23 protein-coding genes are annotated in these 26,406 nt (G+C 73.1%); 18 read left to right on the forward strand and 5 right to left on the reverse strand.

The features are described from left to right. Position 1 precedes the first annotated feature (1 nt). Genes nirB through A3CE_RS0129080 form a run of 3 tightly spaced genes read left to right on the forward strand, consistent with a single transcriptional unit; the run spans position 2 to position 3,950 of the window. Entirely contained in the window at positions 2-2,509 is a 2,508-nt protein-coding gene (gene nirB / locus A3CE_RS0129070) for a nitrite reductase large subunit NirB (RefSeq protein ID WP_020643620.1), read from the forward strand. Further along, positions 2,506-2,850 (forward strand): nitrite reductase small subunit NirD, encoded by a 345-nt coding sequence (nirD, locus tag A3CE_RS0129075; protein WP_020643621.1) that lies wholly within the window; start codon positions 2,506-2,508, stop codon positions 2,848-2,850. Before nirB ends, nirD begins: the two co-directional genes overlap by 4 nt. Next, positions 2,847-3,950 carry a uroporphyrinogen-III synthase gene (locus A3CE_RS0129080; protein ID WP_026468978.1) on the forward strand — a complete coding sequence of 368 codons (1,104 nt, stop codon included), beginning with the start codon at positions 2,847-2,849 and terminating at the stop codon, positions 3,948-3,950. The genes nirD and A3CE_RS0129080 overlap by 4 nt, the downstream gene beginning before the upstream one ends. Positions 3,951-4,098: 148 nt before the next feature. On the opposite strand, the gene A3CE_RS0129085 is transcribed toward A3CE_RS0129080, so the two are convergent. Both A3CE_RS0129085 and A3CE_RS0129090 read right to left on the reverse strand, forming a co-directional pair. Continuing rightward, positions 4,099-5,202, reverse strand: coding sequence for a DNA glycosylase AlkZ-like family protein (locus tag A3CE_RS0129085; protein ID WP_020643623.1), 1,104 nt, complete (start codon positions 5,200-5,202; stop codon positions 4,099-4,101). 9 nt (positions 5,203-5,211) lie between these two features. Beyond that, complete coding sequence (locus A3CE_RS0129090) at positions 5,212-5,607, reverse strand: DUF3224 domain-containing protein (protein ID WP_020643624.1); 396 nt, start codon at positions 5,605-5,607, stop codon at positions 5,212-5,214. Between the two features lie 63 nt (positions 5,608-5,670). On the opposite strand from A3CE_RS0129090, the gene A3CE_RS0129095 reads away from it, so the two are divergent. Genes A3CE_RS0129095 through A3CE_RS53640 form a run of 5 tightly spaced genes read left to right on the forward strand, consistent with a single transcriptional unit; the run spans position 5,671 to position 10,316 of the window. Beyond that, on the forward strand, positions 5,671-6,639 hold the full coding sequence (locus A3CE_RS0129095; RefSeq protein WP_020643625.1) for a helix-turn-helix transcriptional regulator: 969 nt from the start codon (positions 5,671-5,673) through the stop codon (positions 6,637-6,639). After that, on the forward strand, positions 6,632-7,450 hold the full coding sequence (locus A3CE_RS0129100; protein ID WP_020643626.1) for a uroporphyrinogen-III synthase: 819 nt from the start codon (positions 6,632-6,634) through the stop codon (positions 7,448-7,450). Before A3CE_RS0129095 ends, A3CE_RS0129100 begins: the two co-directional genes overlap by 8 nt. Before the next feature lie 27 nt (positions 7,451-7,477). Then, positions 7,478-8,104: an RNA polymerase sigma factor gene (locus A3CE_RS51750; RefSeq protein ID WP_020643627.1), complete on the forward strand. Its 627-nt coding sequence runs from the start codon at positions 7,478-7,480 to the stop codon at positions 8,102-8,104. Next, entirely contained in the window at positions 8,101-9,198 is a 1,098-nt protein-coding gene (locus A3CE_RS53635) for a CU044_5270 family protein (RefSeq protein ID WP_020643628.1), read from the forward strand. Before A3CE_RS51750 ends, A3CE_RS53635 begins: the two co-directional genes overlap by 4 nt. Beyond that, positions 9,195-10,316, forward strand: coding sequence for a hypothetical protein (locus A3CE_RS53640; RefSeq protein WP_020643629.1), 1,122 nt, complete (start codon positions 9,195-9,197; stop codon positions 10,314-10,316). Before A3CE_RS53635 ends, A3CE_RS53640 begins: the two co-directional genes overlap by 4 nt. A 54-nt stretch (positions 10,317-10,370) precedes the next feature. Here the strand turns inward: A3CE_RS53640 and A3CE_RS0129120 are convergent, their stop codons facing one another. Next, a complete protein-coding gene (locus tag A3CE_RS0129120) occupies positions 10,371-10,694 on the reverse strand; it encodes an MGMT family protein (RefSeq protein WP_020643630.1) in 324 nt (107 codons plus the stop codon). 172 nt (positions 10,695-10,866) lie between these two features. On the opposite strand from A3CE_RS0129120, the gene A3CE_RS0129125 reads away from it, so the two are divergent. From A3CE_RS0129125 to A3CE_RS0129130, 3 genes are read left to right on the forward strand one after another with little or no spacing between them, the layout of a single operon-like run. Beyond that, on the forward strand, positions 10,867-14,040 hold the full coding sequence (locus A3CE_RS0129125) for an ATP-dependent helicase (RefSeq protein ID WP_026468979.1): 3,174 nt from the start codon (positions 10,867-10,869) through the stop codon (positions 14,038-14,040). Beyond that, positions 14,037-14,285 carry a hypothetical protein gene (locus A3CE_RS56755; RefSeq protein WP_125592270.1) on the forward strand — a complete coding sequence of 83 codons (249 nt, stop codon included), beginning with the start codon at positions 14,037-14,039 and terminating at the stop codon, positions 14,283-14,285. The genes A3CE_RS0129125 and A3CE_RS56755 overlap by 4 nt, the downstream gene beginning before the upstream one ends. Beyond that, positions 14,282-17,533, forward strand: a complete 3,252-nt coding sequence (locus A3CE_RS0129130; protein ID WP_020643632.1) for an ATP-dependent helicase — start codon at positions 14,282-14,284, stop codon at positions 17,531-17,533. The genes A3CE_RS56755 and A3CE_RS0129130 overlap by 4 nt, the downstream gene beginning before the upstream one ends. A gap of 146 nt (positions 17,534-17,679) precedes the next feature. On the opposite strand, the gene A3CE_RS0129135 is transcribed toward A3CE_RS0129130, so the two are convergent. Beyond that, a complete protein-coding gene (locus A3CE_RS0129135; RefSeq protein ID WP_020643633.1) occupies positions 17,680-18,054 on the reverse strand; it encodes a DoxX family protein in 375 nt (124 codons plus the stop codon). A gap of 79 nt (positions 18,055-18,133) precedes the next feature. Here A3CE_RS0129135 and A3CE_RS0129140 point away from each other — a divergent pair, with 79 nt between their 5' ends. Beyond that, complete coding sequence (locus A3CE_RS0129140; protein WP_020643634.1) at positions 18,134-19,216, forward strand: potassium channel family protein; 1,083 nt, start codon at positions 18,134-18,136, stop codon at positions 19,214-19,216. Positions 19,217-19,304: 88 nt separating this feature from the next. Beyond that, complete coding sequence (locus A3CE_RS0129145; RefSeq protein ID WP_026468980.1) at positions 19,305-19,745, forward strand: P-loop NTPase family protein; 441 nt, start codon at positions 19,305-19,307, stop codon at positions 19,743-19,745. Here the strand turns inward: A3CE_RS0129145 and A3CE_RS0129150 are convergent. Then, on the reverse strand, positions 19,738-20,763 hold the full coding sequence (locus A3CE_RS0129150) for a neutral zinc metallopeptidase (protein WP_020643636.1): 1,026 nt from the start codon (positions 20,761-20,763) through the stop codon (positions 19,738-19,740). The two genes, A3CE_RS0129145 and A3CE_RS0129150, sit on opposite strands and share 8 nt — an antisense overlap. Positions 20,764-21,013: 250 nt before the next feature. Here A3CE_RS0129150 and A3CE_RS0129155 point away from each other — a divergent pair, with 250 nt between their 5' ends. Genes A3CE_RS0129155 through A3CE_RS0129175 form a run of 5 tightly spaced genes read left to right on the forward strand, consistent with a single transcriptional unit; the run spans position 21,014 to position 26,305 of the window. Then, positions 21,014-22,234 (forward strand): hypothetical protein, encoded by a 1,221-nt coding sequence (locus tag A3CE_RS0129155; RefSeq protein ID WP_026468981.1) that lies wholly within the window; start codon positions 21,014-21,016, stop codon positions 22,232-22,234. After that, a complete protein-coding gene (locus A3CE_RS0129160) occupies positions 22,228-22,869 on the forward strand; it encodes a DUF4129 domain-containing protein (RefSeq protein WP_020643638.1) in 642 nt (213 codons plus the stop codon). The genes A3CE_RS0129155 and A3CE_RS0129160 overlap by 7 nt, the downstream gene beginning before the upstream one ends. 37 nt (positions 22,870-22,906) lie before the next feature. After that, on the forward strand, positions 22,907-24,043 hold the full coding sequence (locus A3CE_RS0129165) for a DUF4350 domain-containing protein (protein WP_020643639.1): 1,137 nt from the start codon (positions 22,907-22,909) through the stop codon (positions 24,041-24,043). Next, a complete protein-coding gene (locus A3CE_RS0129170) occupies positions 24,040-25,011 on the forward strand; it encodes an AAA family ATPase (protein ID WP_020643640.1) in 972 nt (323 codons plus the stop codon). The genes A3CE_RS0129165 and A3CE_RS0129170 overlap by 4 nt, the downstream gene beginning before the upstream one ends. Before the next feature lies 1 nt (position 25,012). Beyond that, positions 25,013-26,305 (forward strand): DUF58 domain-containing protein, encoded by a 1,293-nt coding sequence (locus A3CE_RS0129175; RefSeq protein WP_020643641.1) that lies wholly within the window; start codon positions 25,013-25,015, stop codon positions 26,303-26,305. The last annotated feature ends 101 nt before the right edge of the window (positions 26,306-26,406 follow it).

The raw sequence follows: 26,406 nt of genomic DNA on the forward strand, positions 1-26,406 counted from the left end.
GATGCCCACCCTGGTCGTCGCCGGACACGGCATGGTCGCCCATCGGCTCGTGGAGGCGGTGCGCGCGGAAGATTCAGAGGGAGCCTGGCGCGTCGTCGTGCTGGCCGAGGAGCTGCGCCCGGCGTACGACCGGGTGGCGCTCACCTCCTATGTGGACACCTGGGACCCGGCTTCGCTCGCCCTCCCGGGCTCGGACTACTCGGACGACCCGCACGTCGACCTGCGGCTCGGCGAGCTGGTCGTCGCGGTGGACCGGGCAGCCAAGACGGTCACCACGGCGTCCGGTGCTTCGGTCTCCTACGACGCGCTGGTGCTGGCCACCGGCTCGCGGCCGTTCGTGCCGCCGGTGCCCGGGCACGACCTGCCCGGCTGTTTCGTCTACCGGACCATCGAGGACCTCGACGCGATCCGCGCGGCCGCGGTCGACAAGCCGGGCCGCGGCCGGCGCTCGGCCGTCGTCATCGGCGGTGGCCTGCTCGGGCTGGAGGCCGCGAAGGCGTTGCGGGACATGGGACTTTCCCCGCACGTCGTCGAGATGGCGCCGCGGCTGATGCCGCTGCAGGTCGACGAGGGCGGCGGGTCGATGCTCCGCCGGATGATCACGGCGCTGGACGTCACCGTCCACACGGGAACGTCCACCAGCTCCATCGAGCCCGACGGCTCGCGGTTGCTTGCCAAGCTGGGCAACGGCACCGAGCTCGACGTCGACCTCGTCGTGTTCTCCGCCGGCATCCGGCCGCGGGACGACCTCGCCCGGCAGTCCGGCCTGGAGCTGGGCCCGCGCGGCGGTGTCCGCACCGACGCCTCCTGCCGCACCAGCGACCCGGCGATCTACGCGATCGGCGAATGTGCCGCGGTCGACGGCAAGGTGTACGGCATCGTGGCGCCCGGCTACGCGATGGCGGAGATCGTCGCCGCGCAGCTCACCGGCGGTAGCGGGACGTTCCCGGAGCCGGACATGTCGACGAAGCTCAAGCTGATGGGCGTCGACGTCGCTTCCTTCGGTGACGCGCACGCCGCCACCGAGGGCGCGCTGGAAGTCGCCGTCAACGACGCGGTCGCCGGGACGTACAAGAAGCTCGTGGTCACCGACGACGGCAAGACGCTGCTCGGTGGCGTGCTCGTCGGCGACGCGACCGAGTACAACACGTTGCGTGCGCTGGTCGGGCGTCCACTGCCGGCCGAGCCGGGCGCGATCCTCGCCCCGGCGGGCGGCGGTGCCGCGGTCGGCGTCGACGCGCTGCCCGACGCGGCGCAGATCTGCTCGTGCAACGCGGTGTCCAAGGGCACGATCACCCAGGCCATCCACGAGGACGGCTGCGACACCGTCCCGAAGCTCAAGGCGTGCACCCGCGCGGGCACCGCCTGCGGGTCGTGCGTCCCGCTGCTGGGCAGGCTGCTCAGCGCGGCCGGTGTCGAGCAGTCGAAGGCCGTCTGCGAGCACTTCCCGCAGTCGCGCGCGGAGCTGTTCGAGATCGTCCAGGCCACCCGGATCACGACGTTCAGCGAGCTGATCGGCCGGTACGGCACGGGCAGCGGCTGCGCGATCTGCAAGCCGGCGGTGGCGTCGATCCTGGCCACCCTCGGCAACGGGCACGTGCTCGGCGGCGAGCAGATGACGTTGCAGGACACCAACGACCGGTACCTGGCGAACCTGCAGCGCAACGGCACGTACTCGGTGGTGCCGCGGATCCCCGGCGGCGAGATCACGCCGGACAAGCTGATCGTGATCGGCGAGGTGGCGCGCGACTTCGGGCTGTACACCAAGATCACCGGCGGTCAGCGGATCGACCTCTTCGGGGCCACGGTGGACCAGCTGCCGCTGATCTGGCGCCGGCTCGTCGACGCGGGGTTCGAGTCCGGGCACGCCTACGGCAAGGCGCTGCGCACGGTGAAGTCGTGCGTCGGGTCGACGTGGTGCCGCTACGGCGTCCAGGACAGCGTCGGGCTGGCGATCGAGCTGGAGCTGCGCTACCGCGGCCTGCGCTCGCCGCACAAGCTCAAGTCGGCGGTGTCGGGATGCGCCCGGGAGTGCGCCGAAGCGCGGAGCAAGGACTTCGGCATCATCGCCACGGAGAACGGCTGGAACCTCTACGTCGGCGGCAACGGCGGCACGACGCCGCGGCACGCCGAGCTGCTCGTGTCCGATGTGGACAGCGAGACGCTGATCCGGACCATCGACCGGTTCCTCATGTTCTACGTGCGCACCGCCGACCGGCTGCAGCGGACCGCGCCGTGGATCGAGGAGATGGAGGGCGGGCTCGACCACCTGCGCGCGGTGATCGTCGACGACTCGCTCGGCATCTGCGAGGACCTCGACGCGGCGATGGCCAAGCACGTCGACAACTACGCCGACGAGTGGAAGGGCGTCCTGGAGGACCCGGAGAAGCTGGCCCGGTTCACCTCCTTCGTCAACGCGCCGGGCGCCCCCGACCCGGCGATCTCCTTCCGCGAGGAGCGACAGCAGAAAGTGCCCGTGATGCTGGGAGTTCCGGAGGTGCGGCGATGACGACGTCGATCGAACGAACCTGGACGGCGGTTTGCTCGGCCGCTTTGGTCACCGAATACGCGGGTGTCGCGGCGCTGCTCGACGGCGGCGTGCAGGTGGCGATCTTCCGGCTGCCGGGTGACCGCTGGTACGCCCTGTCCAACTGGGACCCGTGCAGCGGCGCGGCGGTGCTCTCGCGCGGCATCGTCGGCGACGCGGGCGGCGTTCCGGTGGTGGCTTCGCCGGTCTACAAGGAACGTTTCGCGCTCGACAGTGGACAGTGCCTGGACGCCGAGGGCGTTTCCGTCCCGGTGTACGAGGTGCGCGTGCGGGAAGGCCTCGTCGAAGTGGAGAGCCCGTGAGCGATGTGCTCCCATTGGCCGGTTTCGTGATCGGCATCACCGCGGCGCGCCGGGCTGACGAGCTCGGCGCGCTGCTGGTGCGCAAGGGGGCGAGCGTCCGCTACGGCCCGGCCATCCGGATCGTGCCCCTGACGGACGACACCGAGCTGCACGAGGCCACCACGCGGCTGCTTTCTTCGGCGGTCGACGCCGTGGTGGCCACCACGGGCATCGGCTTCCGCGGCTGGCTGGAGGCGGCCGAGGGCTGGGGGCTGGGGGACGCGCTGGTCTCGCGCTTGTCTTCGTCTTCACTCTTGGCGCGCGGTCCGAAGGTGACCGGCGCCATTCGCGCGGCAGGGCTTTCGGAGTCGTACTCGCCGGCTTCGGAGAGCAACGCGGAGCTGCTGCAGCACCTGCTCTCGTCGGGGGTCGAGGGGATGCGGATCGCGGTGCAGCTGCACGGCGAGCCGTTGCCGTACTTCGTGGACACGCTGCGCGCGGCCGGGGCGGAGGTCATCGAGATCTCGGTGTACCGCTGGGTCGGCCCGGTGGACCCGGGCCCGGTGGACCGGCTGCTGGACGGCGTCCTGGATGGATCGATCCACGCGCTGCCGTTCACGAGCGCCCCGGCGGTGGCTTCTTTGGTGGCCCTGGCCCGCCGGACCGGGCGGCTGCCGGGGCTGGTATCGGCGCTGTCGGGCCCGGTGGTGGCGGCGTGCGTCGGCCCCATCACGGCGGCACCGCTGGCGGCACTGGGGGTGCCCACGGTCCAGCCGCACCGGGCCCGCATCGGCGCATTGGCCAGGACCGTGTCGGAGACGTTGGTGGCTCGGTCGCCGCGGTTGCGGGCGGGCGGAAGGTCGATCGAGCTACGCGGCCAAGCAGCCATTGTGGACGGTGAGTGGCGAGAGGTGGCGCCGGCACCGATGGCGCTGCTGCGAGCGTTGGCGGCGTCGCCGGGGCGGGTGGTTTCGCGGCGCGAGCTGATTTCGGCGTTACCCGGGGGTGGGGAGGAGCACGCGGTGGAGACGGCCATCGGGCGGCTGCGGACTTCGCTGGGGGGCGGGAAGGTGGTGCAGACGGTGGTGAAGCGGGGATACCGGCTGGCCGTGGACGCTTGATCCGGTTGCCCACAGCCGTTCGGGTGATGTGGACAGAGTGGCGTCTCGGCGGCCTTTCCGGACTTTTCGTCGGTACCCGCCGATAGACTGGACTTGGGGACGCCCCCCAGGGAGGGTGGGGGAGGTTCGCGACGGCGGGGTCGGGGGCTCAGCCCGCCCAGGTGACCGTGTGCTTCTCGAACCCCCGCGCCGCCGCGACCCGCGCCGCCTCGGCTTCCGCTTCCTCCCGGACCGGCGGGCGCAGCGGGTCGAACGTCGTCACCGTGAACGTCAGCTTCGTGCCGCTGCTCTTCGTACGCCACGTTCCCGCGATGTCGCCGTCCGCCAGCAGGACTCCCGGGTTGCCCAGCATCTTCCAGACTTCCTTGCGCCGCGCCGGGTCCGGTACCAGCAGTGCCTTGTCGCGGGCCTGGATGAACGGGTCCCACGGGGGCAGCAGCCGCACCACGTCCGGCTCCGGTGGGTTCTCCAACGCCGCCAGCCGGGACGACGGCAGGTAGCGGACCTTGCCCTCCACCTTCACCGATGCCAGCCCCGATGGCCAGGTCCGGTCGACGACCGCCCGAGCCGTCCCGACGTACTCCGCCGCTTCGCCCGGGGTCGCCGGGCCGTTCAGCCGCAGGTAGCCGGAAACCACGTTCGCCGCGGCCGCCGGGTCCGGGGTGCGGCGCTGCCTGCCGCGGCCCTCCAGCGGGGCCAGCGTCGCCGGGGACGCGCCCGCGACCAGGCGGACGCCGCCGTGCGGGGTCGCTATGCGCATCAGCTGCTCCTGGATGTGCGTCGCGTTGCAGCCCCGGCACCACCGCGAGAACGACGGCGGCAGCACCTTCGTGACTGCCGCCGAAACAGCGCCCTTCGTCATCGGCTTCGTGACGACCTTCCGGATGGCGGCCGCCGCCGTGAACACCACTTCGCGCGCGGACAGCCCCGTCGCCGCCATTTCCTTGCGCTGCCACAGCATCCGCGCCAGCGCGTCCGCGTCGTCCAGGGGCACCAGCGCGCGGATCGCCTCGGGCAGGTCGGAACGCAGGTGGTAGTGCGGCGCGCCGCGCAACGTCCACGCCAGGACGAGCCGGTCGTCGTCCTCGAGGGACATCGGGCCGTCGAGCCGGGCCACCAGGGCGAGCAGCGCGGTGTCGCGCATGCTGTCCTGCAGCCCGGCCCGGACGACGGCCAGTTCGGCCGCGTCTCGCGCTTTCCGGTGCAGGCCGTGCTCGGCGATGCGGTACGCGAGTACCTGGCGACGGTCCACGTGCGACTCCTAGAACGTGTACTCGAAGGTGTAGCCCATTTTCTCCTCGCCCATCGCGCCGCCGACGGTGCCGCTGCCGGTCAGCCCGGCCAGCGCGCCGGTGCCCGAACCGGGGACGACGCCGAACGTCGAGGCGATGCCCTTGGCGTCGAACGTGTACTCGTGCCGTACGACGAACGTCCCTTCGCGACCGTCGATCTTGCCCTCGAAGCGCTCGAAGCTCGGCGACGTCGTCGTGCCGCTTTCGTACCCTTCGCCCGCGTAGTACAGCAGAAGGTCGCAGATCGATTCACCCTCGATGACGCCGTTGTACGCCATCGTGGCGTGCGCGTACGCCACCCGGGGACCACCTTCGGTGCCGCTGACGATCTTCTCGTCCCAGTTCTTCATGGTGAATGCGTTCATGGGGACCACCCTGCCGGGCATACCTGTCAGCTCGTGTCAGGTATTTCTGTCAAACTGAAGATTATGCGCGCGAGCCGCCTTCTGACCGTCCTCCTGCTGCTGCAGAACCGCGGCCGGATGACGGCCGAGGAGCTGGCCGAAGAGCTCGAGGTCTCGGTGCGCACGGTCTACCGGGACATCGACGCGCTGTCGGCGTCCGGTGTCCCGGTGTACGCCGACCGCGGCCGGACCGGCGGCTACCGGCTGGTCGACGGCTACCGGACCCGGCTCACCGGGATGACCGAGGAGGAGGCCCAGTCGCTGTCGCTGGCCGGGCTGCCCGTGGCCGCGGCCGAGCTGGGGCTCGGCACGGTCCTCGCGGCGGCGCAGCTCAAGCTGTACGCCGCGCTGCCGCCGGAGCTGCGAGACCGGGCCGGCCGCGTCGCCGAGCGGTTCTACCTGGACGTCCCGGGCTGGCACCGGGGCATCGAGAGCCTGCCGGCGCTGTCCGCCGTCGCCGACGCCGTCTGGTCGTCGCACCGGATCCGGATCCGCTACGAACGGTGGGGGCAGCGGGTCGTCGAGCGGGACGTCGAGCCGCTGGGGCTGATCCTCAAGGCGGGCAACTGGTACCTCGCCGGCCGCTGCGAGGGCACCGACCGGACCTACCGGATCTCGCGGGTGCTGGAGCTGACGGACCTCGGCGAGGTGTTCGAGCGGCCCGCCGGGTTCGATCTCGCGCGGTACTGGCAGGAGTGGTCCGAGCAGTTCGAACGCCGGATGTTCCCGCGCGTGGCGGTGGTGCGGCTGTCGCCGCGCGCGCAGGCTCTCGTACCGTTCTACGCAGGTTCTGTCGGCGCCCGCGCCTTGCGCGAGTGCCGCGACGAGCCCGACGCGGACGGCTGGCTCACCGTGGAGCTGCCGGTGGAGCCGGGCGAACCGGCCATCGGCGAGCTGCTGCGCTTCGGGCCGCACCTGGAGGTCCTCGAACCGGCGGACCTGCGGGCGGAGCTGGCCGAAGCGATCGAGGAGATGGGCGCGATCTATGGGTGAGCTGAGCGGGATCGCCATCGGCGTCACGGCCGAACGCCGGGCCGGCGAGTTCATCGCGGCCCTCGAACGCTCCGGCGCCGAGGTCCGGCACGCGCCGACGATCACCATCGTGCCGCTGGACAGCGACCCCGAGCTGCGGGCGGGCACCGAAGCCGTGCTCGCCGCCCCGGTGGCGTTCACGGTGGTCACGACGGGCGCGGGGTTCCGCGGCTGGCTCGACGCGGCGGCGGGCTGGGGCCTGCGCGACCGGCTCGTGGCGGCGCTGGGCGAGTCCCGGATCCACGCCCGCGGCCCCAAGGCCGTCGGCGCGATCCGCGGCGCCGGGTTGCGCGAGTCCTTTTCGGCCGAGTCGGAATCGAACGCCGAGCTCTTCGGTGCCTTGGCGGCCGCGGACATCGGCGGCGCGCGGGTCGCCGTCCAGCTGCACGGGACGCCGCTGCCGGAGCACACCGCGCCGCTGGTCACGGCCGGGGCGACGGTGCTGCAGGTGCAGCCCTACCGGTGGCTCTCCCCGCCGGACGTGCGGCCGGTGCACGACCTGGTCGACGCGGCCATCGCCGGTGAGCTGGGCGCGCTGGCGTTCACGAGCGCCCCGGCGGCGGCGAACTTCCTGGCGCTGGCCCGGTCCTACGGACGTCTCGACGAGTTGCTGGCCGCGCTGCGCGGGCCGCTGGTGTGCGCGTGCGTGGGGCCGGTGACGGCGGCGCCGCTGGAGGAGGCGGGCGTCAAGACCCTGCAGCCGGAGCGGCAGCGGCTGGGTGCTTTGGTGAAACTGCTGGTCACGGCCCTCGGGAGCCGGCCGGCGGAATAGATTCGCGCCGGGCCCGGAAGAGGGAGTGTGCGAACAGTTCCCGATACCTCCTCTTCGGCCCGGTCGCCCGGGTCGGACCCCCCGGCCGACCCCCCGACCGACCCCCCGACCGACGCGGCGCTGCTCGCCGGGACGCGAACGGACTTCGGCACGGTCTTCGACCGGCACGCCGGGGAGATCTACCGGTACTGCGCCCGGCGCGTCGGCACGGAGACCGTGGACGACGCGGTGTCCGACACCTTCGCCATCGCCTACGAGCGCCGGGGCCGGTTCGACCCGGCCCAGCCCAGCGCGTTGCCATGGCTGTACGGCATCGCCACCAACGTGCTGCGCCGGTACCGGGCCACGGAAGCCCGGTACCGCAAGCTGATCCGGCACCACGGCGAGACGGCCGCGGAAGGGGCGGCCGAGCGCGCCGTCGCCCGCGCGGACGCGGACACCGCGGTCCGGGCACTGGCCGGCGAGCTGGACAAGATCTCCCGCCGCCAGCGTGACGTGCTCTACCTGTACGCCGCCGGCCTGACCTACGCCGACATCGCGACCGCGCTGGACATCCCCATCGGCACGGTCATGTCCCGGCTCAACCGGGCGAGGACGCGGCTACGGGCCGCCCTCCTCGAGCTGGGCATCACGACCTTGGAAGGACCGGCATGACCGAGCACGACGTCGTCGACACGGCGCTGCGGCACTACCACGACGCCGGACCCCGGCCGGATCCCGCCGATCTGGCCAGGATCCGCGGGACGGTGCTGGCCAGGACGGCCACCGCGGGGCGACCCGCCCGCCTGCGCGGGGTGTCCGTGGCCGTCGCGGCCTCGGTGGTGGTGGCCGCCGCGGCGGCCACCACGATCACCCTGTGGCCGGAGCACACGACCACGACCGCTTCCCCGTCGCCGTCCGCTGCCAAGACCCTGGCTCGTCCCGACGCCGGTGCCGAGGCGATCACCGCGGCCGGCAGCGTCCCCGCGACCGTGGACCTGGTCGTCCGGCGGGTCGCCAACGCCTCGCCACTCGACCTCAGCCACGGCGGTTACCTCTACACCGCGGATCGCGCCGTGTCCGTGCAGTCCGCGACCGGCCTGGACGGCCTCGCCTACTACGTCACCGAAGACGTGACCGAGCGGTGGAGCGTGGTGGGCGAGGGCACGGCGCCGAAGCTGATGAGGACGACCCGCGGTCTCAACGCGCACCCGCTCACGCCGGCGGACGGGGAGAAGCTGGCCCGGTACGGCACGGCCTACACCAAGGTCACGACGTCCACCTACGAACCGTCGAGCCACCCCAAGCTGGCGGAGGTGCCGTCCCCGCCCGGCCTGGCCAACCCCACGCCCACCTACCTGGCGTCGCTGCCCACCGACCCCGGCCGGTTGCTGGCGATCCTGCGGGCCTCGGTGGGTCAGGACGGCCCGAACGGTGACCGGCAGGTCTTCAAGGCGGGCACCGCGCTGGCCACCTCGGCCGACGCCCTGCTCCCGCCCGGCCTGCGTGCCGCTCTGTACCAGGCGCTCGCCCAGGTGCCCGGGGTGGCGCGGATCCCCGGCCAGGTCGACCTGGCCGGCCGCCCGGGCGTCGCGATCGCCCACACCTACGACGGAAAGCGCACGGAGATCGTCATCGATCCGGCGACCTCCCGCACCCTCGGGTACCGCATGGTGACGACGGCCGCGCTCGACGGAATGGCGCCGGGCACCGTCGTCTACTCCGCCACCAAGAACCAGAAGCTCGTCGAACACCTGGGGGACCTGTGATCACGGAAATCCTGCTGTCCGCGGCCTTGGCCGCGGCGCCGTCGGTGCCGAGCTGGGAGGTCGTCCCGCTCACGCCGGAGCCGGGCAACCTGGTGGCGACGACGGCGCTGTCCGCGCACGACGTCTGGACCGCCGGGTTCACCCTCGACCAGGAGATCGTCGACGGCAAGCCCCAGGTCACCTTCCGGCCGCAGGTGTGGCACTGGAACGGGAAGGCGTCGTCGCGGGTGCCGGTCCCGCCGCTGCCCGACGGCCGGACCGGCCGCCTGAACGCGATCGCCGCCTCGGCCCCCGGCCGGATCTGGGCCGTGGGCGACTCGTGGCTGCGCGGCCGGACGATTTCGCTGATCGAACGCTGGGACGGGAAGACGTGGTCGCCCGTGCCCGCCGACGACGATCCCGGCCTCGACCAGCACCAGCTGTACGGCGTGGCGGCCATCGGCGAGTCCGACGCGTGGGCGGTCGGCTCCACGGCCGACGCCGAGCACACCAGGCCGATGGTCCAGCACTGGGACGGCGTCCGCTGGACGCGGGTGCCCCTCCCGGCCGGCCTGGCCGACGGCGACCTGTCCGCGGTCGCGGCGAGCGGCCCGGCCGACGTGTGGGCGGCCGGCGCGGTCGCGGACGGCGACGGCGTGGCGCCCCTCGTCCTGCACTGGGACGGAGTCGCCTGGCGCCGGATCGCCCTGCCCTCCACCGCCGGTCTGGGGTTGGCGAGGGTGGGGGCCATCACGGTGTCGGACGGGCAGGTCTGGGCGGTGGGCGAGTCGACCACCGGCGGTGCCCTCAACCGCAAGCCGCTGGCCTTCCGCCTGACGCCGTGGGGCGCGGTGATCGAGCGGACCCCGGACGAGCGAGGCCAGCTCAACGCGGTGACGACCGTGGGCCGGGACGTCTGGGCGGTGGGTTACCAGTACGACGAGGCGGGCAACACCCACGCCTACGCTCTCCGCCGGGGAATCGACGGCAGGTGGCGGCGGGCGGCCGTGCCGGAAGCCGCCGGCGCCACCCTGTACGGGCTCACGAGGGTGCCGGGCACCGGCACGCTCTGGACCACCGGCGCGATGGACGGCGCGGACCCGGGCGTCCCCACGCCGCTGATGGCGAGGTTCTCCTAGGACGCCGCGTCGGTGGGGCGTTGTGCGCACTCAACGCCCCACCGGCGTCGGGGTTCAGAACAGCCCTTCCGGGCCGTCGTCCGCCTCGCCGTCCGGTTTCCAGCGGTACTTCCTCAGGTCGACGCGCTGGCCGTCCGCCAGCACGCCTTCCGCGCGCAGCCGTTCGAGCTGGTCGTGCACCAGGTGCGGTGCCGGGGTGCCGTTCGCGCGCAGGATGCGGTGCCACGGCAGGTCGTGCCCGTCCTCGGCCAGGATCGCGCCGACCATCCGCGGTGAGGGTGCTCCGGCGAGCGCCGCGATGTCGCCGTACGTCGCGACCGTGCCGGCCGGCACGGACTCGATGATTTCCCGCACGCGCTCGTGCAGAACGTCGTCCATACCGACACTCTGCCGGACACCACCGACACTTTTTGTGGCCGACCGGCGCACGCACCGGCACCTTCGCCGAACGCACCGCCGCTAAGCCGTGCCGGTGCACCACCCGGGGGAGCGGGCGTGGTTCCATCGCGGGGTGAACGGGAGGCGAACGGCGCAGGCGGACGCGCGGCTGGTGCGCACGCCGATCGCGGGCGCACCCACGTTCACCTGGGACGAAGGCGCCCGGCGCGTGCTCTCCGCGCCCGGCGGGTTCCTCCGCGTGCTCGGTGGCCCCGGCACCGGCAAGACGTCGCTGCTGGCCTCGGCCGCCACCCGCCGGATCGCCGAGGGCGCCGATCCGGAGAGCGTGCTCGTCCTCACCACGTCCCGCAAGGCGGCCGACGCGCTGCGCGCCGACATCACGCGGCGGCTCACCGCCGATCCCGACCAGGCGCGGCCGCTGCCCCGGACCGTCCGCGAACCGCTCGTGCGCACCGTGCACTCCTACGCCTACTCGCTGCTGCGGCTGGAGGCGATGGCCGGAGAACTCCCGCCGCCGCGCCTGCTCGCCGGCGCCGAGCAGGACGTCGTCGTCCGTGAGCTCCTGGCCGGTGACCTCGACGAAGAAGCCGGGTACTGGCCCGAGCAGCTGCGGCCCGCCCTGATGGTCCCCGGCTTCGCCGAAGAGCTGCGCGACCTGCTGATGCGGGCCGCCGAGCGCGGGCTCGGGCCGGAGGACCTCGCCGAGCTGGGCCGCCGCCGCGGCCGCGAGGAGTGGGTGGCCGCCGGGCAGTTCTGGGCGCAGTACGAAGAGGTCACGCAGCTGCAGGGCGCGGGCGGCAACGCGCTGGGCGTGGCGAGCGCGCCCGCGCTGGACGCCGCCGAGCTGGTCACCTCCGCGCTGCTCGCCCTGGAGGACGACGACGAGCTGCGCGAACGCGAGCGCACGCGCGTGCGGCACCTGTTCGTCGACGACGCCCACCACCTCGACCCGCTGCAGACCAGCCTGGTCCGGGTGATCGGGCACACCGCCGCCGAGTTCGTCGTCGCCGGCGACCCCGACCAGAACGTGTTCTCGTTCCGCGGCGCCGACGCGAGCCTGTTCGCCGACGCCGACCCGGACGGCAGCCGGACCGTCACGCTGACGACGGCCCACCGGCTCCCCCCGGCCGTCCGCCTGGCGGTGGCGAAGATCGGCGCGACGCTGCCGGGCGCGTCGCAGCACCGCAAGATCCTCCCGCCGCCGGGCGCTTCCGGGGGGAACGTGCGGGTCCGCGTGATGCCGACCCCGGCCGCCGAGGCGAGCTGGATCGCCGACCAGCTCCGCCGCGCGCACCTCGTCGACGGCGTGCCGTGGTCGGAGATCGCCGTGCTCGTCCGGTCGCCGGCGCGGACTTTCCTGGTGCTGCAACGGGCTTTGCGCGCGGCCGGCGTCCCGATCGGGTCGGCCACCGAGGAGCTGCCGCTGGCCCGCCAGCCGGCGGTGCGGCCGTTGCTGGCCGTGCTGAAGCTCGCGCCTTCGCCCGAACTCCTTGACATCGACCTCGCCGAAATGCTGCTGTCGTCCGCGCTCGGCGGCGCGGATCCCCTGGCGCTGCGCCGGTTGCGGCGCGGCCTGCGCCGGCTGGAACTGGCCGGCGGCGGGCAGCGGTCGAGCGACGAACTGCTCGTGGAAGCGTTGCGCGGCGGGGACATCCTCGCCGGGCTGGCCGACGCCGAGGCCGAGCCGGTGCGGCGCGTCGGCGGCCTGCTGCGCGTCACGCACCAGGCCGTGGCCCGCGGCGACGGCGTCGAGCAGGTGCTGTGGGAGCTGTGGCGGGAAAGCGGGCTGGAGCAGAAGCTGCTCAAGCAGGCCGGGCGCGGCGGATCGCTGGGCGCGCAGGCCGATCGTGATCTCGACGCCGTCGTGGCGCTGTTCGACGCGGCCGGCCGCTATGTCGACCGGCTGCCCCGCGCGAGCGTCGCTTCCTTCGCGGATTACCTTGGCGCCCAACGGATCGCGGGCGACACCCTGGCGCCGGCCGCCGTCCCGTCCGACGGCGTCTCGCTGCTCACCGCCCACTCCGCCGCCGGTCGCGAGTGGACGGTCGTCGCGGTCGCCGGTGTCCAGGAAGGCGCCTGGCCGGACCTGCGGCTGCGGGGATCGGTGCTGGGCGTGGAACGGCTCAAGGACCTGATGGCCGGCGTCGACGACGACGCCGTCTCCCAGACCGCGCCGATCCTCGCCGAGGAACGGCGCCTGTTCTACCTCGCGATGAGCCGGGCGAAGCAGACGTTGCTGGTCACGGCGGTGTCGGGGGAGGACGAGCAGCCGTCGCGGTTCCTCGACGACCTGGAGGAGAACGGCGCCGACGACGGCGGCCTCGACTCGCGGATGAAGCCGCCGGGCCGGTCGCTGGTGCTCGCCGAGCTGGTGGGGGAGCTGCGCGAGGTCGTCTGCGACGACAAGGCCGACCCCGCGCGCCGCCGTCGCGCGGCGAAACAGCTGGCGCGGCTGGCCGACGCTCGCGTACCCGGCGCGCACCCTTCGACGTGGTACGGCTTNCTCCCGGCGTCCAGCGACGAGCCGGTGCACCCGCCGGGCGACCTCATCCGGATCTCACCGTCCACAGTGGAGATCCTGACGAAGTGCCCGCTGCGCTGGATGATCGAGCGGCACGGCGGCAGCGACCCGGCGCAGCTGGCGGCGGTGACGGGGACGCTGGTGCACGGGCTCGCCCAGGCGGTGGCGTCCGGCAGCACCGGCGCCGAGCTGCAGGCCGCGCTGGACGAGGCCTGGGTGCGGGTCGACGCGGGAGCGCCGTGGTTCTCCCGGCGCGAGCGGCGGCGCGTCGAGCAGATGCTGCGGAACTTCACGACGTGGCTGGAGCAGAGCCGGGCGGAGCTCAAGGAAGCCGGCGTCGAGCAGGACATCGAGGTCGAGCTGCCGGTCGGCGGTGAGGACGACGTCCGGGTGCTGCTGCGCGGGCGCGTCGACCGGGTCGAGCTCGACAGCGAGGGCCGCCCGGTGATCGTCGACATCAAGACCGGCAAGGTCCCGGTGTCCGGCAAGGACGCGGAGGAGCACCCGCAGCTGGCGGCGTACCAGCTGGCGGTGCTGCTCGGGGCGATCGAAGGCCGGAACGCGCCGGGCGGCGCGCGGCTGGTGTACGTCGCGAAGGCCAACAACAAGACCGGGTCGACCGAACGGGCGCAGCCGCCGCTCGACGAAGTGGGCGGGAAGCAGTGGCTGGACCTGGTGCGGGGCGCCGCGGAGTCGGCGACCGGTCCGGACTACCAGGCCCAGGAGAACCCGGACTGCGACCGTTGCCCGGCGCGTGGCTGCTGCCCGCTGCGGCCCGAGGGCCGTCAGGTGCCGGGCCCGTGAACGAACTGGCGAGTCCGCCCGCTGGTGCCGGGGCCGGCGGGCGGGGGCTTGTGTACGAACTGGTGAGTTCAGACATGCAGGTTCTGCACGAACTGGTGAGTTCAGTCGGCGGAGTTGTGGACTATCCGGTGAGTTCAGCGGCCCAGCCTGTGTACGAACCAGTGAGTTCGTCCGTCAAGGTTGTGAACTACAAGGTTGTGAACTACCTGGTGAGTTCAGCGAGCCCACGCGGGGCCGGCGCATGAGCCCGCTCCTCATCGCCAACCCCGTGGAGCCGGCCGAACTCGCCGACGCGCTCGGGCTGCACCGGCCGACGCCTGAGCAGGCCGTCGTGATCGCCGCGCCGGTCGAGCCGTCGCTGGTCGTCGCCGGGGCCGGGGCCGGCAAGACCGAAACCATGGCCGCGCGCGTGGTCTGGCTGGTGGCCAACGGGATCGTCAGCCCCGACCGCGTCCTCGGCTTGACGTTCACCCGCAAGGCCGCGCGCCAGCTCGGCGAGCGTGTCCGCGCGCGGCTGCGGCGGCTCGCCGGGTCCGGGCTGCTCGACCGGCTCGACCCCACCGGCGGCCTGCGGTCCACGGTGGTCGCCGGCGAGCCGACCGTGCTCACCTACCACGCCTACGCCGGGCGGCTGCTCTCCGAGCACGGGCTGCGGCTGCCCGTGCAGCCCGGCGTCCGGCTGCTTTCCGAGACGTCGTCGTGGCAGATCGCGCACCGCGTTGTGTCCACATGGGACAATGAGCTCGACACCGACCGCGTCCCGCCGACGGTGACGGCGGACGTCCTGCAGCTGGCCGGCGAGCTCGGCGAGCACCTGATCTCCACCGAACAGCTCGCCGAGTACACGACGTGGATGTGCCGCGTCATCGAGAACGCGCCGCGCGTCAAGGGACAGCGGGCCGCGCTGCCGCAGAAACTCACCGAAGTCATGGCGGCGCAGCACTTCCGGCTCGCGCTGCTGCCGCTGGTCGAGGAGTACCACCGGCGCAAGCGCAACGAAGGCGCGCTGGACTTCGCCGACCAGATGTCCCTGGCCGCGCAGCTGGCGAGCGGGTACCCGTCGGTCGTCCGCGGTGAGCGTGAGCGCTTCGGCGCGGTGCTGCTCGACGAGTACCAGGACACCGGGCACGCCCAGCGCGTGCTGCTGCGGGCGCTGTTCGGCGGCGTCGAGAACCCGCCGATGCCGGTCACCGCGGTCGGCGACCCCGCGCAGGCGATCTACGGCTGGCGCGGCGCCAGTGCGGCCAACCTGCCCCGGTTCACCACGGACTTCCCGCGCTTCGACGGCGAACGGCTCGTCCCCGCGCACGACTTCGGGCTGCTGACCAGTTTCCGCAACCCGCCGGAGATCCTCGACCTCGCCAACGCGATCGCCGAACCGCTGCGGGCCCGCGGCCTCGGCGTCGAACGGCTGCGGGCGCGCGAAGGTGCCGGGCCCGCGGACATCGCGTGCGCGCTGCTGCCGGACGTCCGCGCCGAACGCGGGTGGGTGGCCGACGCGCTCGCCCGGCGCTGGTACGCCCACCAGGAAGAGACCGGGAAACCGCCGACCGCCGCGGTGCTGGTGCGGCGCCGCGCCGACATGGCCCCGATCGCCGCCGAACTGCGGGCACGCGGGCTGCCGGTCGAGGTCGTCGGCCTCGGCGGGCTCCTGGACGAACCCGAGGTCGCCGACCTCGTCGCGACGTTGAAGGTGCTCGCGGACCCGTTGTCCGGCAGCGCGGCCGCCCGGCTGCTGACCGGCGCGCGCTGGCGGCTCGCGGCCGCCGACGTCGCCGCGCTGTGGCGGCGGGCCGGGGAACTGTCCAGCCCGGAGAAGCCGGACACCCCGGAGCTGGTCGTGGAACGCGTCGAGCAGGCCGGGCTGATCGACGCGATCGACGAGCCCGGGGACCCGGCGCGGTATTCCGAAGAGGGCTACAAGCGCGTCCGGCGGATCGGCTGGGAGCTGGCCGCGCTGCGGCGGCGGCTCGACCAGTCGCTGCCGGAGCTCGTCGCCGACGTCGAGCGCACGATGCTCCTGGACGTCGAATCGTTGGCGCGGCCGGGATCCGCGGGACGCGCGCACCTGGACGCGTTCGCCGAGGTCGTCGCCGACTACGCCGAGACGGCGCCGACGGCGACGTTGCTGTCCTTTGTGGACTACCTGAACACCGCCGCGCACGCCGAGGACGGGCTCACCCCGGGCGAGGTCGAGGTCGTCCCGGACCGGGTGCAGGTGCTCACCGTGCACTCGGCGAAGGGGCTCGAATGGAAGGTCGTCGCCGTCCCGCACCTGGTGCACGAGGTGTTCCCGGGCCGGCGGCGGTCGTCGTCGTGGCTGCGGACCGCGACGTCGCTGCCCGCCGCGTTGCGCGGTGACGCCGAGGACCTGCCGGACCTGCGGATCGCCGAGGGCTACGACCGCAAGGAAGTCCAAGAAGGACTGGAGCTGCACGAAGCCGGGTTCGTCGAGCGGGAGCAGGCGGAGGAGCGGCGGCTCTGCTACGTCGCGTTGACGCGGTCCGAGCACGCGCTGATCGTGTCCGGGCACTGGTGGAACGAGAGCAGCAGCCGGGCGAAGGGGCCGTCGGAGTTCCTGACGGAGATCGCCGACGTGCTGCGGGAAACGGGTGTCGGGCAGCTCGCCGAGTGGGCGCCGGAGCCGGCCAAGGACGACGAAAACCCGCTGGTGTCGGACTCGCGGGCGTCGCGGTGGCCGGTGGACCCCTTGGCCGACCGGCGCACCGGGATGCAGACCGGCGTGGAGCTGGTGTCAGAGGCGCTCGCCGCGCAGCCGGAAGAGTCCGAAGAACCGGAAGAGTCCGAAGAGGACGATCCCGACGGCTGGACGACCGACACCGACGTCCTGCTGGAAGAGTGGGCGCGCAAGGACGACCACGTCAACCGCGTCCCGCTGCCTTCGCGGCTTTCGGTGAGCCAGCTGGTCGCCCTGGCCGAGGACGCCGGCCGGCTGGCGGCGGACCTGCGCCGTCCGCTTCCGGTGGAGCCCAACAGCTTCGCCCGCCGGGGCACGGAGTTCCACGGCTGGCTGGAACGCCGGTTCGCCGGCGACCAGCTCATCGAGATCGACGACCTCCCGGGCGCGGCGGACTTCGGCGAAGCGCCCGACGCGGACTTCGAGGAGCTCCGGACCGAGTTCGAGCAGAGCGAGTGGGCGCCGCGGGTGCCGGTGGCGGCGGAGGTCTCGTTCTCGGCCGACATCGAAGGCATCACCTTGCGCGGCCGGATGGACGCGGTCTTCGCCGACCCCGACGGCGGCTGGACGGTGGTCGACTGGAAGACCGGCGCGGTCCCGGCGGAGTCCCGTCTCCCGGTACTGGCGGTCCAGCTGGCGGCGTACCGCATGGCCTGGGCGGCGCTGAAGAACGTCCCGGTGGAGCGGGTCCGCGCGGCGTTCCACTACGTCCGCGCCAACCGCACGATCCGCCCGGCCGACCTCCTCGACGCGGAAGGCCTCCGCAGCCTCCTCCGCGACCTCCCCGAAGCGTGATCAGCAAGCCGACACGCGTGATTCGGAAGCCGACACGCGTGATTGGAGGGACGACACGGCGGGACTTGGGTCTCAGCGTCGTGTCGACCCTTCAATCACGCGAGTTGACCCTTCAATCACGCGTGTCGGCGGTTCGATCACGTGAGTTACGCGTTGTCGCGGACCTTCAGGGCCCACGTGACCAGGGGCCATTGCAGGGGGAGGCGGGCGAGCGTGATCGCGCGGAACTTCGCCGGGGCTTGCTTGCGCTGCGCGTCGACGGCCATCTTCACGTTCGCCGGGAAGATGCCGACGAACAGCAGTGCCGCGGCCAGGCCGCCGAGGCGGCGGGTGCGCGGTGCGGCGATCGCGGCGGCGACGCCGATCTCCGCGACGCCGGAGGCGTACGTCCAGGCCCGCGGGGAGCCTGGGAGCGACGCAGGGATCTGGGCGTCGTACGGCTTCGGCTTCACGAAGTGCATGAGACCGCCGAGGGCCAGCATGCCGGCGAGGGCGTGCGCGGGCCGTTGCGAGATTGCCATGAACTCATCGTTTCACGCGGCGGCGCGGTGTCCGGTTCGGCTATCCTCCGGGCGTGAGTGACGCTCGGCACGAGCCAGCATGAAGGCCCTCAAACGGTTGCCGCTGGGCAGCCTCACCGATCGGCCGGACCACGAGCTCGTCGGCATCCTGCGGATGCCCGAGCTGACGGTCAGCCCGCTCCGCTCGATCGTCAAGCGGATCATCGGCGCGCTGCTCGCGCTGCTGGCCACGGTGCTCATCGTCTATGTCGACCGCGACGGCTACCGGGACACCAACGGCGACGGCCTGTCCCTGCTCGACAGCCTGTACTACGCCACCGTCTCGCTGTCGACGACCGGCTACGGCGACATCGCGCCCGCCACGTCGTCCGCCCGGCTGGTGAACGTCCTGGTGATCACCCCGCTGCGGGTGCTCTTCCTCATCGTCCTGGTCGGCACCACCCTGGAAGTGCTCACCGAGCGCTCCCGCCAGGCGTTCAAGATCCAGAAGTGGAGGACGAAGGTGCGCGACCACACGGTCGTCGTCGGGTTCGGCACGAAGGGCCGGTCCGCCGTCAACGCGCTGCTCGGCGACGAGAACGTCGCCCCGGGCCAGATCGTCGTCGTCGACACCGACCAGCAGGCCCTCGACGCGGCGAGCGCGCTCGGCCTCGTCGCCGTGCACGGCTCGGCCACCCGGTCGGACGTCCTGCGCGTCGCCGCGGTGCAGCACGCCCGCGCGGTCGTGGTCGCCCCGAACCGGGACGACACGGCGGTGCTCGTCACGCTCACCGCGCGCGAGCTCGCGCCCAAGGCGCACATCGTCGCGTCGGTGCGGGAGGCGGAGAACGTCCACCTGCTCAAGCAGTCGGGCGCCAACCAGGTCGTCGTCTCCAGCGAGACGGCCGGGCGGCTGCTCGGCATGGCGACGTCGACGCCGCTGGTCGTGGACATCATGGAGGACCTGCTCACGCCCGAATCGGGGCTGGCGATCGCCGAGCGGCCGGTCGAGCCGTCGGAGGAGGGCGGGTCGCCGCGGCACCTGCCGGACCTCGTCCTCGGCGTGGTCCGCGACGGCGTCCTCTACCGCGTCGACGCCCCGCAGGCCGACGCCATCGAGCCCGGCGACAAGCTCCTCTACGTCAAAAAGGTGACGCAGACGGACAAAATAGCGCAGCGCTGACGCCCGACCAGGGCACCTGGGTTTTGCGCGCGGTATCTGGAACCATGGCGAAGTGCCCCCGCGATCCCTCGCCCTGAAGTGGCCCACGGTGGCGATCCCCGCCGCGGCGGGCGTGCTCGTCGTGCTGCTCGCCTGGCTGGCCGGACCCGGCCTGCTGGGCGTCACCAGCGACGTCGCCGGCGCGCCGGTGCAGGCCGAGGTGACCAAGCCGGCGCCGTGCGACAAGCCGGACGCCGTCGAGACGGTCAAGTTCACCGTCGCCGGGAAGAGCCACGAGGGCAGGCTCAACGGCTGCGGGCACGGCCAGGGCGAACGCGTCGAAGTCATCGTGCCGGACGTGCTGCCGGACCAGGGCGCGGTCACCGTCACCACCGCGGACACGTCGACGGGCTCGTCCGACGCACGGCGCCCGGTCGGGCTCGCGCTGCTGGTGTTCGCGTGCTTCTCCGGCGGGATGTTCGTCTACCTCTGGCTGAGCATCCCGCTGCGTCCCCGGACAGCAGGACCGAAAGCCGCGAAGGTCAGCTGACCTCGGACGACGGCGCCGAGAACGTGTTGCAGTCGGAGATCCGGTTGCTCGTCGCACCGGCCCGCCACCAGGACGCGTAGTGCGCGTTGGTCCCGTGGTCGTGGCTGCGGGAGGTGTTGTCGCCGCGGGTCTCCTGGTCGTTCCAGGCCTTGTTGTACATGTCGCGGGTGATCGTGCCGCCCTGGTCGACGTGCGCGCCGAGGAACATCCCCGAGAAGCACTGGGCCTGCAGTTCCTTGCGCCGCGACATCTCGAGCCCGGCCGGGCTGTTCTGGCCGGCCTCGTAGATCTTCTGCCAGGCCGCGTCCATCAGCCCGGCGACCTCCTGGACGTGGTGGCCGTACTCGTGGGCGAACAGGGCCAGGTAGACGCCGGGGTTGTTGCCGTACTGGTCGGTCTGCAGCCCGCGGAACGGGACGTACAGGTTGTTTTCGCAGTAGTACGCGGCGGTCGCGATGCCGACCTGGATGGTGCCGCACTCGGTCTCGAAGCTCGCGCCGGTCGGGAAGTGCAGCGCCGGCGGCGTGAACGGCAGGTGGTAGGCCAGGAGGAACGGTCCCCACGCGGCGTCCAGGCACTTGCTGGCGGCGGTGAAGAACGCTTCCGCGCCGGCCTGCGTGCTCTGCCAGGACGGCAGCGCGCAGACGCGGTTCTGCAGCCCGGCGTTGGGGTCCTGCAGGATCGGGTGGTCGGCGAGCTTGAGGATCTTCTGCGGGCCGGTCGCGCTGGGCGCCGACAGCGAGGCCGACGGGCTGGGCGGCCCGGACGCGGGCGCACCCGCGCCCCCGGGCTGCAGCTGCGGAGGGGCGTCCTGGGACGACGGGGCGTCGCGGAAGTTCGCGTTGGCCAGCGGCGTCTCGGTGCGGTTGAGCGCCACGATCGCGACCAGGCCGAGCACGAGGACGGCCACCGCGCCGAGGCACACGCCGATCACCGCCGCCGGCGAACGGCGGCGCGGGGCGGTGGCCACGGTGTGCGGGCGGCCCAGCCACGGGAGATCCGGTTGCGCATCCGGCACCGGCGGCGGCTGGACGGTTCCGCGAGGCGGTACCTGGCCGTGGGGCGGTTGCGTCATCTAGGCAGTCCCGAAGGGTCTCGGTACGGACCGGGGGTACCCGATCCGCCGTTCAGCATATCGGGGGAATGGGTCCTCTCGCACCCATCCGTGCGCGTCCGGTCACGGCGCGCGGACGTCACCCCAGGTCTGGCCGGGTGTGACCGGCTCTGAGAGAGTGTCGTCAAGCAGGCACAGCAGGCGAGGGGCTTCGATGACAGACACCGGTGGCGCGCCCGGCGGCGATGGCGCCGACACGCCGACACCGAGCCAGGGGATCCCCCAGGCTCCCGTCCCTGGATCGGGTGAACCGAAGCCGGCTGAAGATCACGCCGCGTCACCGGCGACGCCGCCGCGCGGCTGGCAGCCGCCGGACTCCCCGGCCGCTCCGCCACCCGGCTGGCAGGCACCGGGACAGCAGGCCACGCCGCCGCCCGGCTGGCAGGCACCGGGACCGCCGCCGGGACAACCGCCCTACGGTGGCCCCGGCGGCCCGCAGCACCCGCAGTACGCGCAGGCACCGCGGTGGAGCCCGCACGGGCTCGGCAAACCCGGCGTGATCGCGCTGCGGCCGCTCAACATCGGCGACATCCTCGACGGCGCGATCACCGCGATCCGCCGTCACCCGTTGCTCGTGCTCGGCATCGGCGCGGTGATCTCGGTGATCACCGCCGGGCTCACGTTCCTCACGCAGAAGTTCCTGTACGCCGACCTGCAGGACCTCGCCTCGACCGCCGAGTTCGGCCCCGCCGCGACCGAGGCGGAAGTGCGGAACGCCCTGTTCGGCGCGCTCGGCGACCTCTTCCTCGTCGCCATCCCGGCCTCGCTGGTCTCGGCGCTGCTGATGACGGTCACCACCGGCCTGATGGCCGCGGTGATGGGCCGGGCCGCGCTGGGCCGCGAAGTCTCCTTCGCGGTCGCGTGGCGCGAAGTGCAGCCGCGGCTGCTGCCGCTGTTCGGCGTGGCGGTCGTCTACTCGGTGGGCACCACGGTCGGCCTGATGCTCTGCATCATCCCCGGCGTGCTCGCCTGGGTGTTCTGGGCGCTGGTGGCCCCGGCGCTGGTGCTCGAACGCGGGACGTTCAAGCAGGCGTTCTCCCGGTCGGTGAAGCTCGTCTCCGGCGCGTTCTGGCGGGTGCTCGGGATCCTCCTCCTGGCCCACATCATCCAAGGGTTCTTCGAAAGCATCATCCAGCTGCCGTTCAACGCCGGCGCCGGCCTGTTCAGCCAGTTCATGAACCCCGGCAAGGTGTACCTGCCGAACACCGGCGACCTGCTGCTGCAGTCGGCCGGGCAGATCATCTCGGGCACGATCGCGATCCCGTTCGTCACGCTGGTCACCGTGATCGTCTACCTCGACCAGCGGATGCGCCGCGAGGGCATGGACATCGAGCTGGCGCGCGCGGCCGGGGTCCAGCCCCCGCAGGCATGGTGACGCTGCTGCTCACGGATGTCCCGGTCGACATCGACCGGGACAGTGCGCGGCGCGCGGCAGCCCAGGAGCTGTCCGACCCGAAGTACCGCGACGCGCGGCCGAGCTTCCTGCAGGAGGCCGCGCAGTGGCTCGGCGAGCAGGTGGAAAAGCTGCTGAACAGCGTGTCTTCGGTGGTCCCCGGCGGCGCCTTCGGGCTGCTGCTGCTCGTCGTCCTGCTGATCGTGCTCGGGGTCGTGATCCGGCTGCGCACCGGCGAGGTCGCCCACGCGTCCCGCGCCGAGCGGGTCGTCTTCGGCGGGAAACGGCAGAGTGCCGACGACTACCGCCGCGCGGCCACCGAAGCCGCGGCCGCGGGCCGCTACGGCGACGCCGTCCGAGACCGCTTCCGCGCCGTCGTCCGGGCCTTGGAGGAACGCGCGCTGCTCGACGTCCGCTCGGGCCGGACGGCCGACGAAGCCGCCGCCGAAGCCGGGGTGCTGCTGCCGAACGTCGCGGACGAGCTGCGGCAGGGCGCGCGGATCTTCGACGATGTCCACTACGGCGGCCGTGAAGGCACCGAAGCGGCGTACCGCGCGCTGACCGGGCTGGACGAACGCTGCCGCCGTGAGCGGCCGGTCGCCATGGCGGGCTCGTGAGCACCACCGCCGACGTGCGCTTTCCCGCGGAGGCGGCATGAGCTCTGTTTCGCCGGACCTGCGCCGGATCTGGCGCGGCGCCCGCGTCCCGCTCGCCCTCGTCGCCCTGATCTTCGCCGCCGGTGCCCTGCTCCTGCTCGGCCGCGGGGAGCAGACGCACGGCGCGCTCGAACCCGGCTCCTACGAACCCGGCGGCGCGCACGCGCTCGCGAAGCTCCTGGGAGACCAGGGCGTCGATGTCCGGACCGCGCACACGATGGCCGAAGCGGACGACGGGATCGGCGCGGGCGCCACGCTGCTCGTCACCCAGCCGGACCTGGTCCCGGCGAAGCGGCTCGACGCGCTGCGGGGGCACGCCGCGGACGTCGTCCTGGTGACGCCGGGGGCGCGGACGCTGCACGACTCGCTGCCGCTGGTGCGCAAGGCGGGCCAGAGCGAAACCGCCGTCCTGAGCCCGCAGTGCACGGTCGCCGCGGCGGTCGCGGCGGGCGACGTCACGCTGGGCGGGATCGGCTACGCCGCGCCCGGCGCGCGTTCGTGCTACCCCGGCGCGGACGGCGGCGGCACGCTGCTGCAGCTCGCCGACGCCGGGGGCACGACGACGCTGCTCGGTTCGCCGGCGCCGCTGACGAACGCGCGGCTCGCCGAACAGGGCAACGCGGCGCTGGCGCTGCGCTTGCTCGGGGCGCACCCGAAGCTCGTCTGGTACCTGCCGTCGGCGGACGACCCGGGGCTGGACGACACTCGCAAGTCGCTCTTCGAGCTCATCCCGGACGGCTGGTACTACGGCACCGCGCAGGCGTTCATCGCCGTCGCGCTGCTGGCGTTGTGGCGGGCGCGGCGGCTCGGCCCGGTGGTCACCGAGCCGCTGCCGATCGTCGTCCGCGCGGCCGAAACCGCCGAGGGCCGCGCCCGGCTGTACCGGCGGGCGAAAGCGGCCGGGCACGCGGGTGAGACGCTGCGGGAAGCGGCGCGGAGCCGGCTGCGGACGACACTGGGCCTGCCCCGCGACGCCGACCCGGCGGCGCTGGTGGGCTCGGTGAGCGCACGGACCGGGCGGCAGGCGAACGACGTCGGCGCGGTCCTCTACGGCCCGCCGGTGCCGGACGACCCGGCACTGGTCCGGCTGGCCGGCGAACTGGACAGGGTGGAACGAGAGGCAGGACGAACTTGAGCAGCGCTACCGAGAACGCGACCGGGGCCCGTGACGCGCTGATCGCGCTGCGCGCCGAGGTCGGCAAGGCCGTCGTCGGCAACGACGCCGCGGTCACCGGACTGATCCTGGCGTTGCTCTGCCGGGGGCACGTGCTGCTCGAAGGCGTCCCGGGCGTGGCGAAGACGCTGCTGGTGCGGGCACTGGCCGCGTCGCTGGACCTGGAGACCACGCGGGTGCAGTTCACGCCGGACCTGATGCCCGGCGACGTCACCGGCTCGATCGTCTACGACGCGCACAGCGGCGAGTTCTCCTTCCGCGAAGGGCCGGTGTTCACGAACCTGCTGCTCGCCGACGAGATCAACCGGACGCCGCCGAAGACGCAGTCGTCGCTGCTGGAGGCGATGGAGGAGCGGCAGGTCTCGCTCGACGGCAAGTCGCGGCCGCTGCCGGACCCGTTCATCGTGATCGCCACGCAGAACCCGGTGGAGTACGAAGGCACCTACCCGCTGCCGGAGGCGCAGCTGGACCGGTTCCTGCTGAAGCTGACGATGCCGACACCGTCGCGTGAGGACGAGATCGGCATCCTGTGGCGGCACGCGCAGGGCTTCGACCCGCGCAACCTGGCCGCGGCGGGGCTGAAATCCGTTGCGGGCGCCGCGGAACTCGCGGCGGCGCGGGAAGCGGTGGCGCGCGTGACCGTCGGGCCCGAGGTGATCGGGTACGTCGTCGACCTGTGCCGGGCGACGCGGCAGCTGCCGTCGGTGCGGATCGGCGTCTCACCGCGTGGCGCGACGGCGTTGCTCGCGGTCGCGCGGGCCTGGGCCTGGCTCGCCGGGCGCGACTACACGACCCCCGACGACGTGAAAGCCTTGGCGCGCCCCGCTTTGCGGCACCGCCTGGACGTGCGGCCGGAGGCCGAGCTGGAGGGCGTCACCGCGGACGGCGTGCTGGACCGCGTGCTCGCGTCCGTGCCCGTGCCGCGCTGACATGGCCCTCACCGGAAGGCTCGGGCTGCTGGCGCTGTTCGGCGCGCTGGTCGTCGGGCTGCTCGTGCCGTCGGACACCGGGATCCTCGCGGTCGGCGGCGTCCTGCTGGTGCTCGTCGTCGTGGACCTGGTGCTGGCCGGAAGCGTCCGGCCGCTGCGGTTTTCGCGCTCCGGCGACACGTCGGTGCGGCTCGGCGAGCCGTGCGAGGTGACGCTGGTGGTGGCCAACCCCGGCCGCCGCACGGTGCGCGGGCAGCTGCGTGACGCGTGGCCGCCGAGCGCGGGCGCTTCCGACCGGCACGCGGTGCGCGTCCCGCCGGGGGAGCGGCGGGCTTTGGTGACCGCGCTGCGTCCGACCCGGCGCGGTGACCGGATGGCGGCGCGGGTGACGGTCCGGTCGGCCGGGCCGCTGGGACTGGCCGCGCGGCAGGGTTCGCACGAGGTCCCGTGGACCGTGCGCGTGCTGCCGCCGTTCCACAGCCGCAAGCACCTGCCTTCGCGGCTGGCGCGGCTGCAGCAGCTCGACGGCCGCAACGCGGTGCTGATCCGGGGCCAGGGCACGGAATTCGACTCGCTGCGCGAGTACGTCATCGGCGACGACGTCCGGTCGATCGACTGGCGGGCGACCGCGCGGGCGGCGGACGTCATGGTCCGGACCTGGCGCCCCGAGCGCGACCGGCACGTCGTGCTGGTGCTCGACACCGGCCGGGTTTCGGCGGGCCGGGTCGGCGACGCCCCGCGCCTGGACGCGGCGATGGACGCGGCGTTGTTGCTGGCAGCACTGGCTTCCCGGGCCGGCGACCGCGTGGACCTGCTGGCCTACGACCGGCGGCTGCGGGCGGCGGTGCAGGGCTCGTCGGGGGCGGCTCTGCTGACGTCGCTGGTGAACGCGATGGCGCCGCTGGAGCCGTCGCTGATCGAGACGGACGCGCGGGGGATGGTCGCGGAGGTGCTCCGGCGGACCCGCCGCCGTGCGCTGGTGGTCCTGCTGACGGGGCTGGACGCGGCGCCGCTGGAGGAAGGGCTGTTCCCGGTGCTGAGCTCGCTGACCGCGCGGCACGAGCTGATCGTGGCGTCGGTGGCGGACCCGCGGGTGGCGGAGATGCTGGCGGGCCGCGAGGACGCGGAAGCGGTCTACGACGCGGCGTCGGCCTCGCGGACGGTGGCCGAGCGCCTGCGCGTGACCGAACGGCTGGCGCGCCACGGCGTCGGCGTGGTGGACGCGGTCCCGGAGGAGCTGCCCCCGGCGTTGGCGGACCGCTACCTGGCGCTGAAAGCCGCGGGACGGCTGTGATCGAAGAGCCGGCTCGCGTGATCAGCGGGTCGACACGCGTGATCGAAGCGACGACACGGCCGTCCTGCGCCGTGTCGTCCCCTCAATCACGCGTGTCGGCT

Source organism: Amycolatopsis balhimycina FH 1894 (assembly GCF_000384295.1).
Taxonomy (GTDB): domain Bacteria; phylum Actinomycetota; class Actinomycetes; order Mycobacteriales; family Pseudonocardiaceae; genus Amycolatopsis; species Amycolatopsis balhimycina.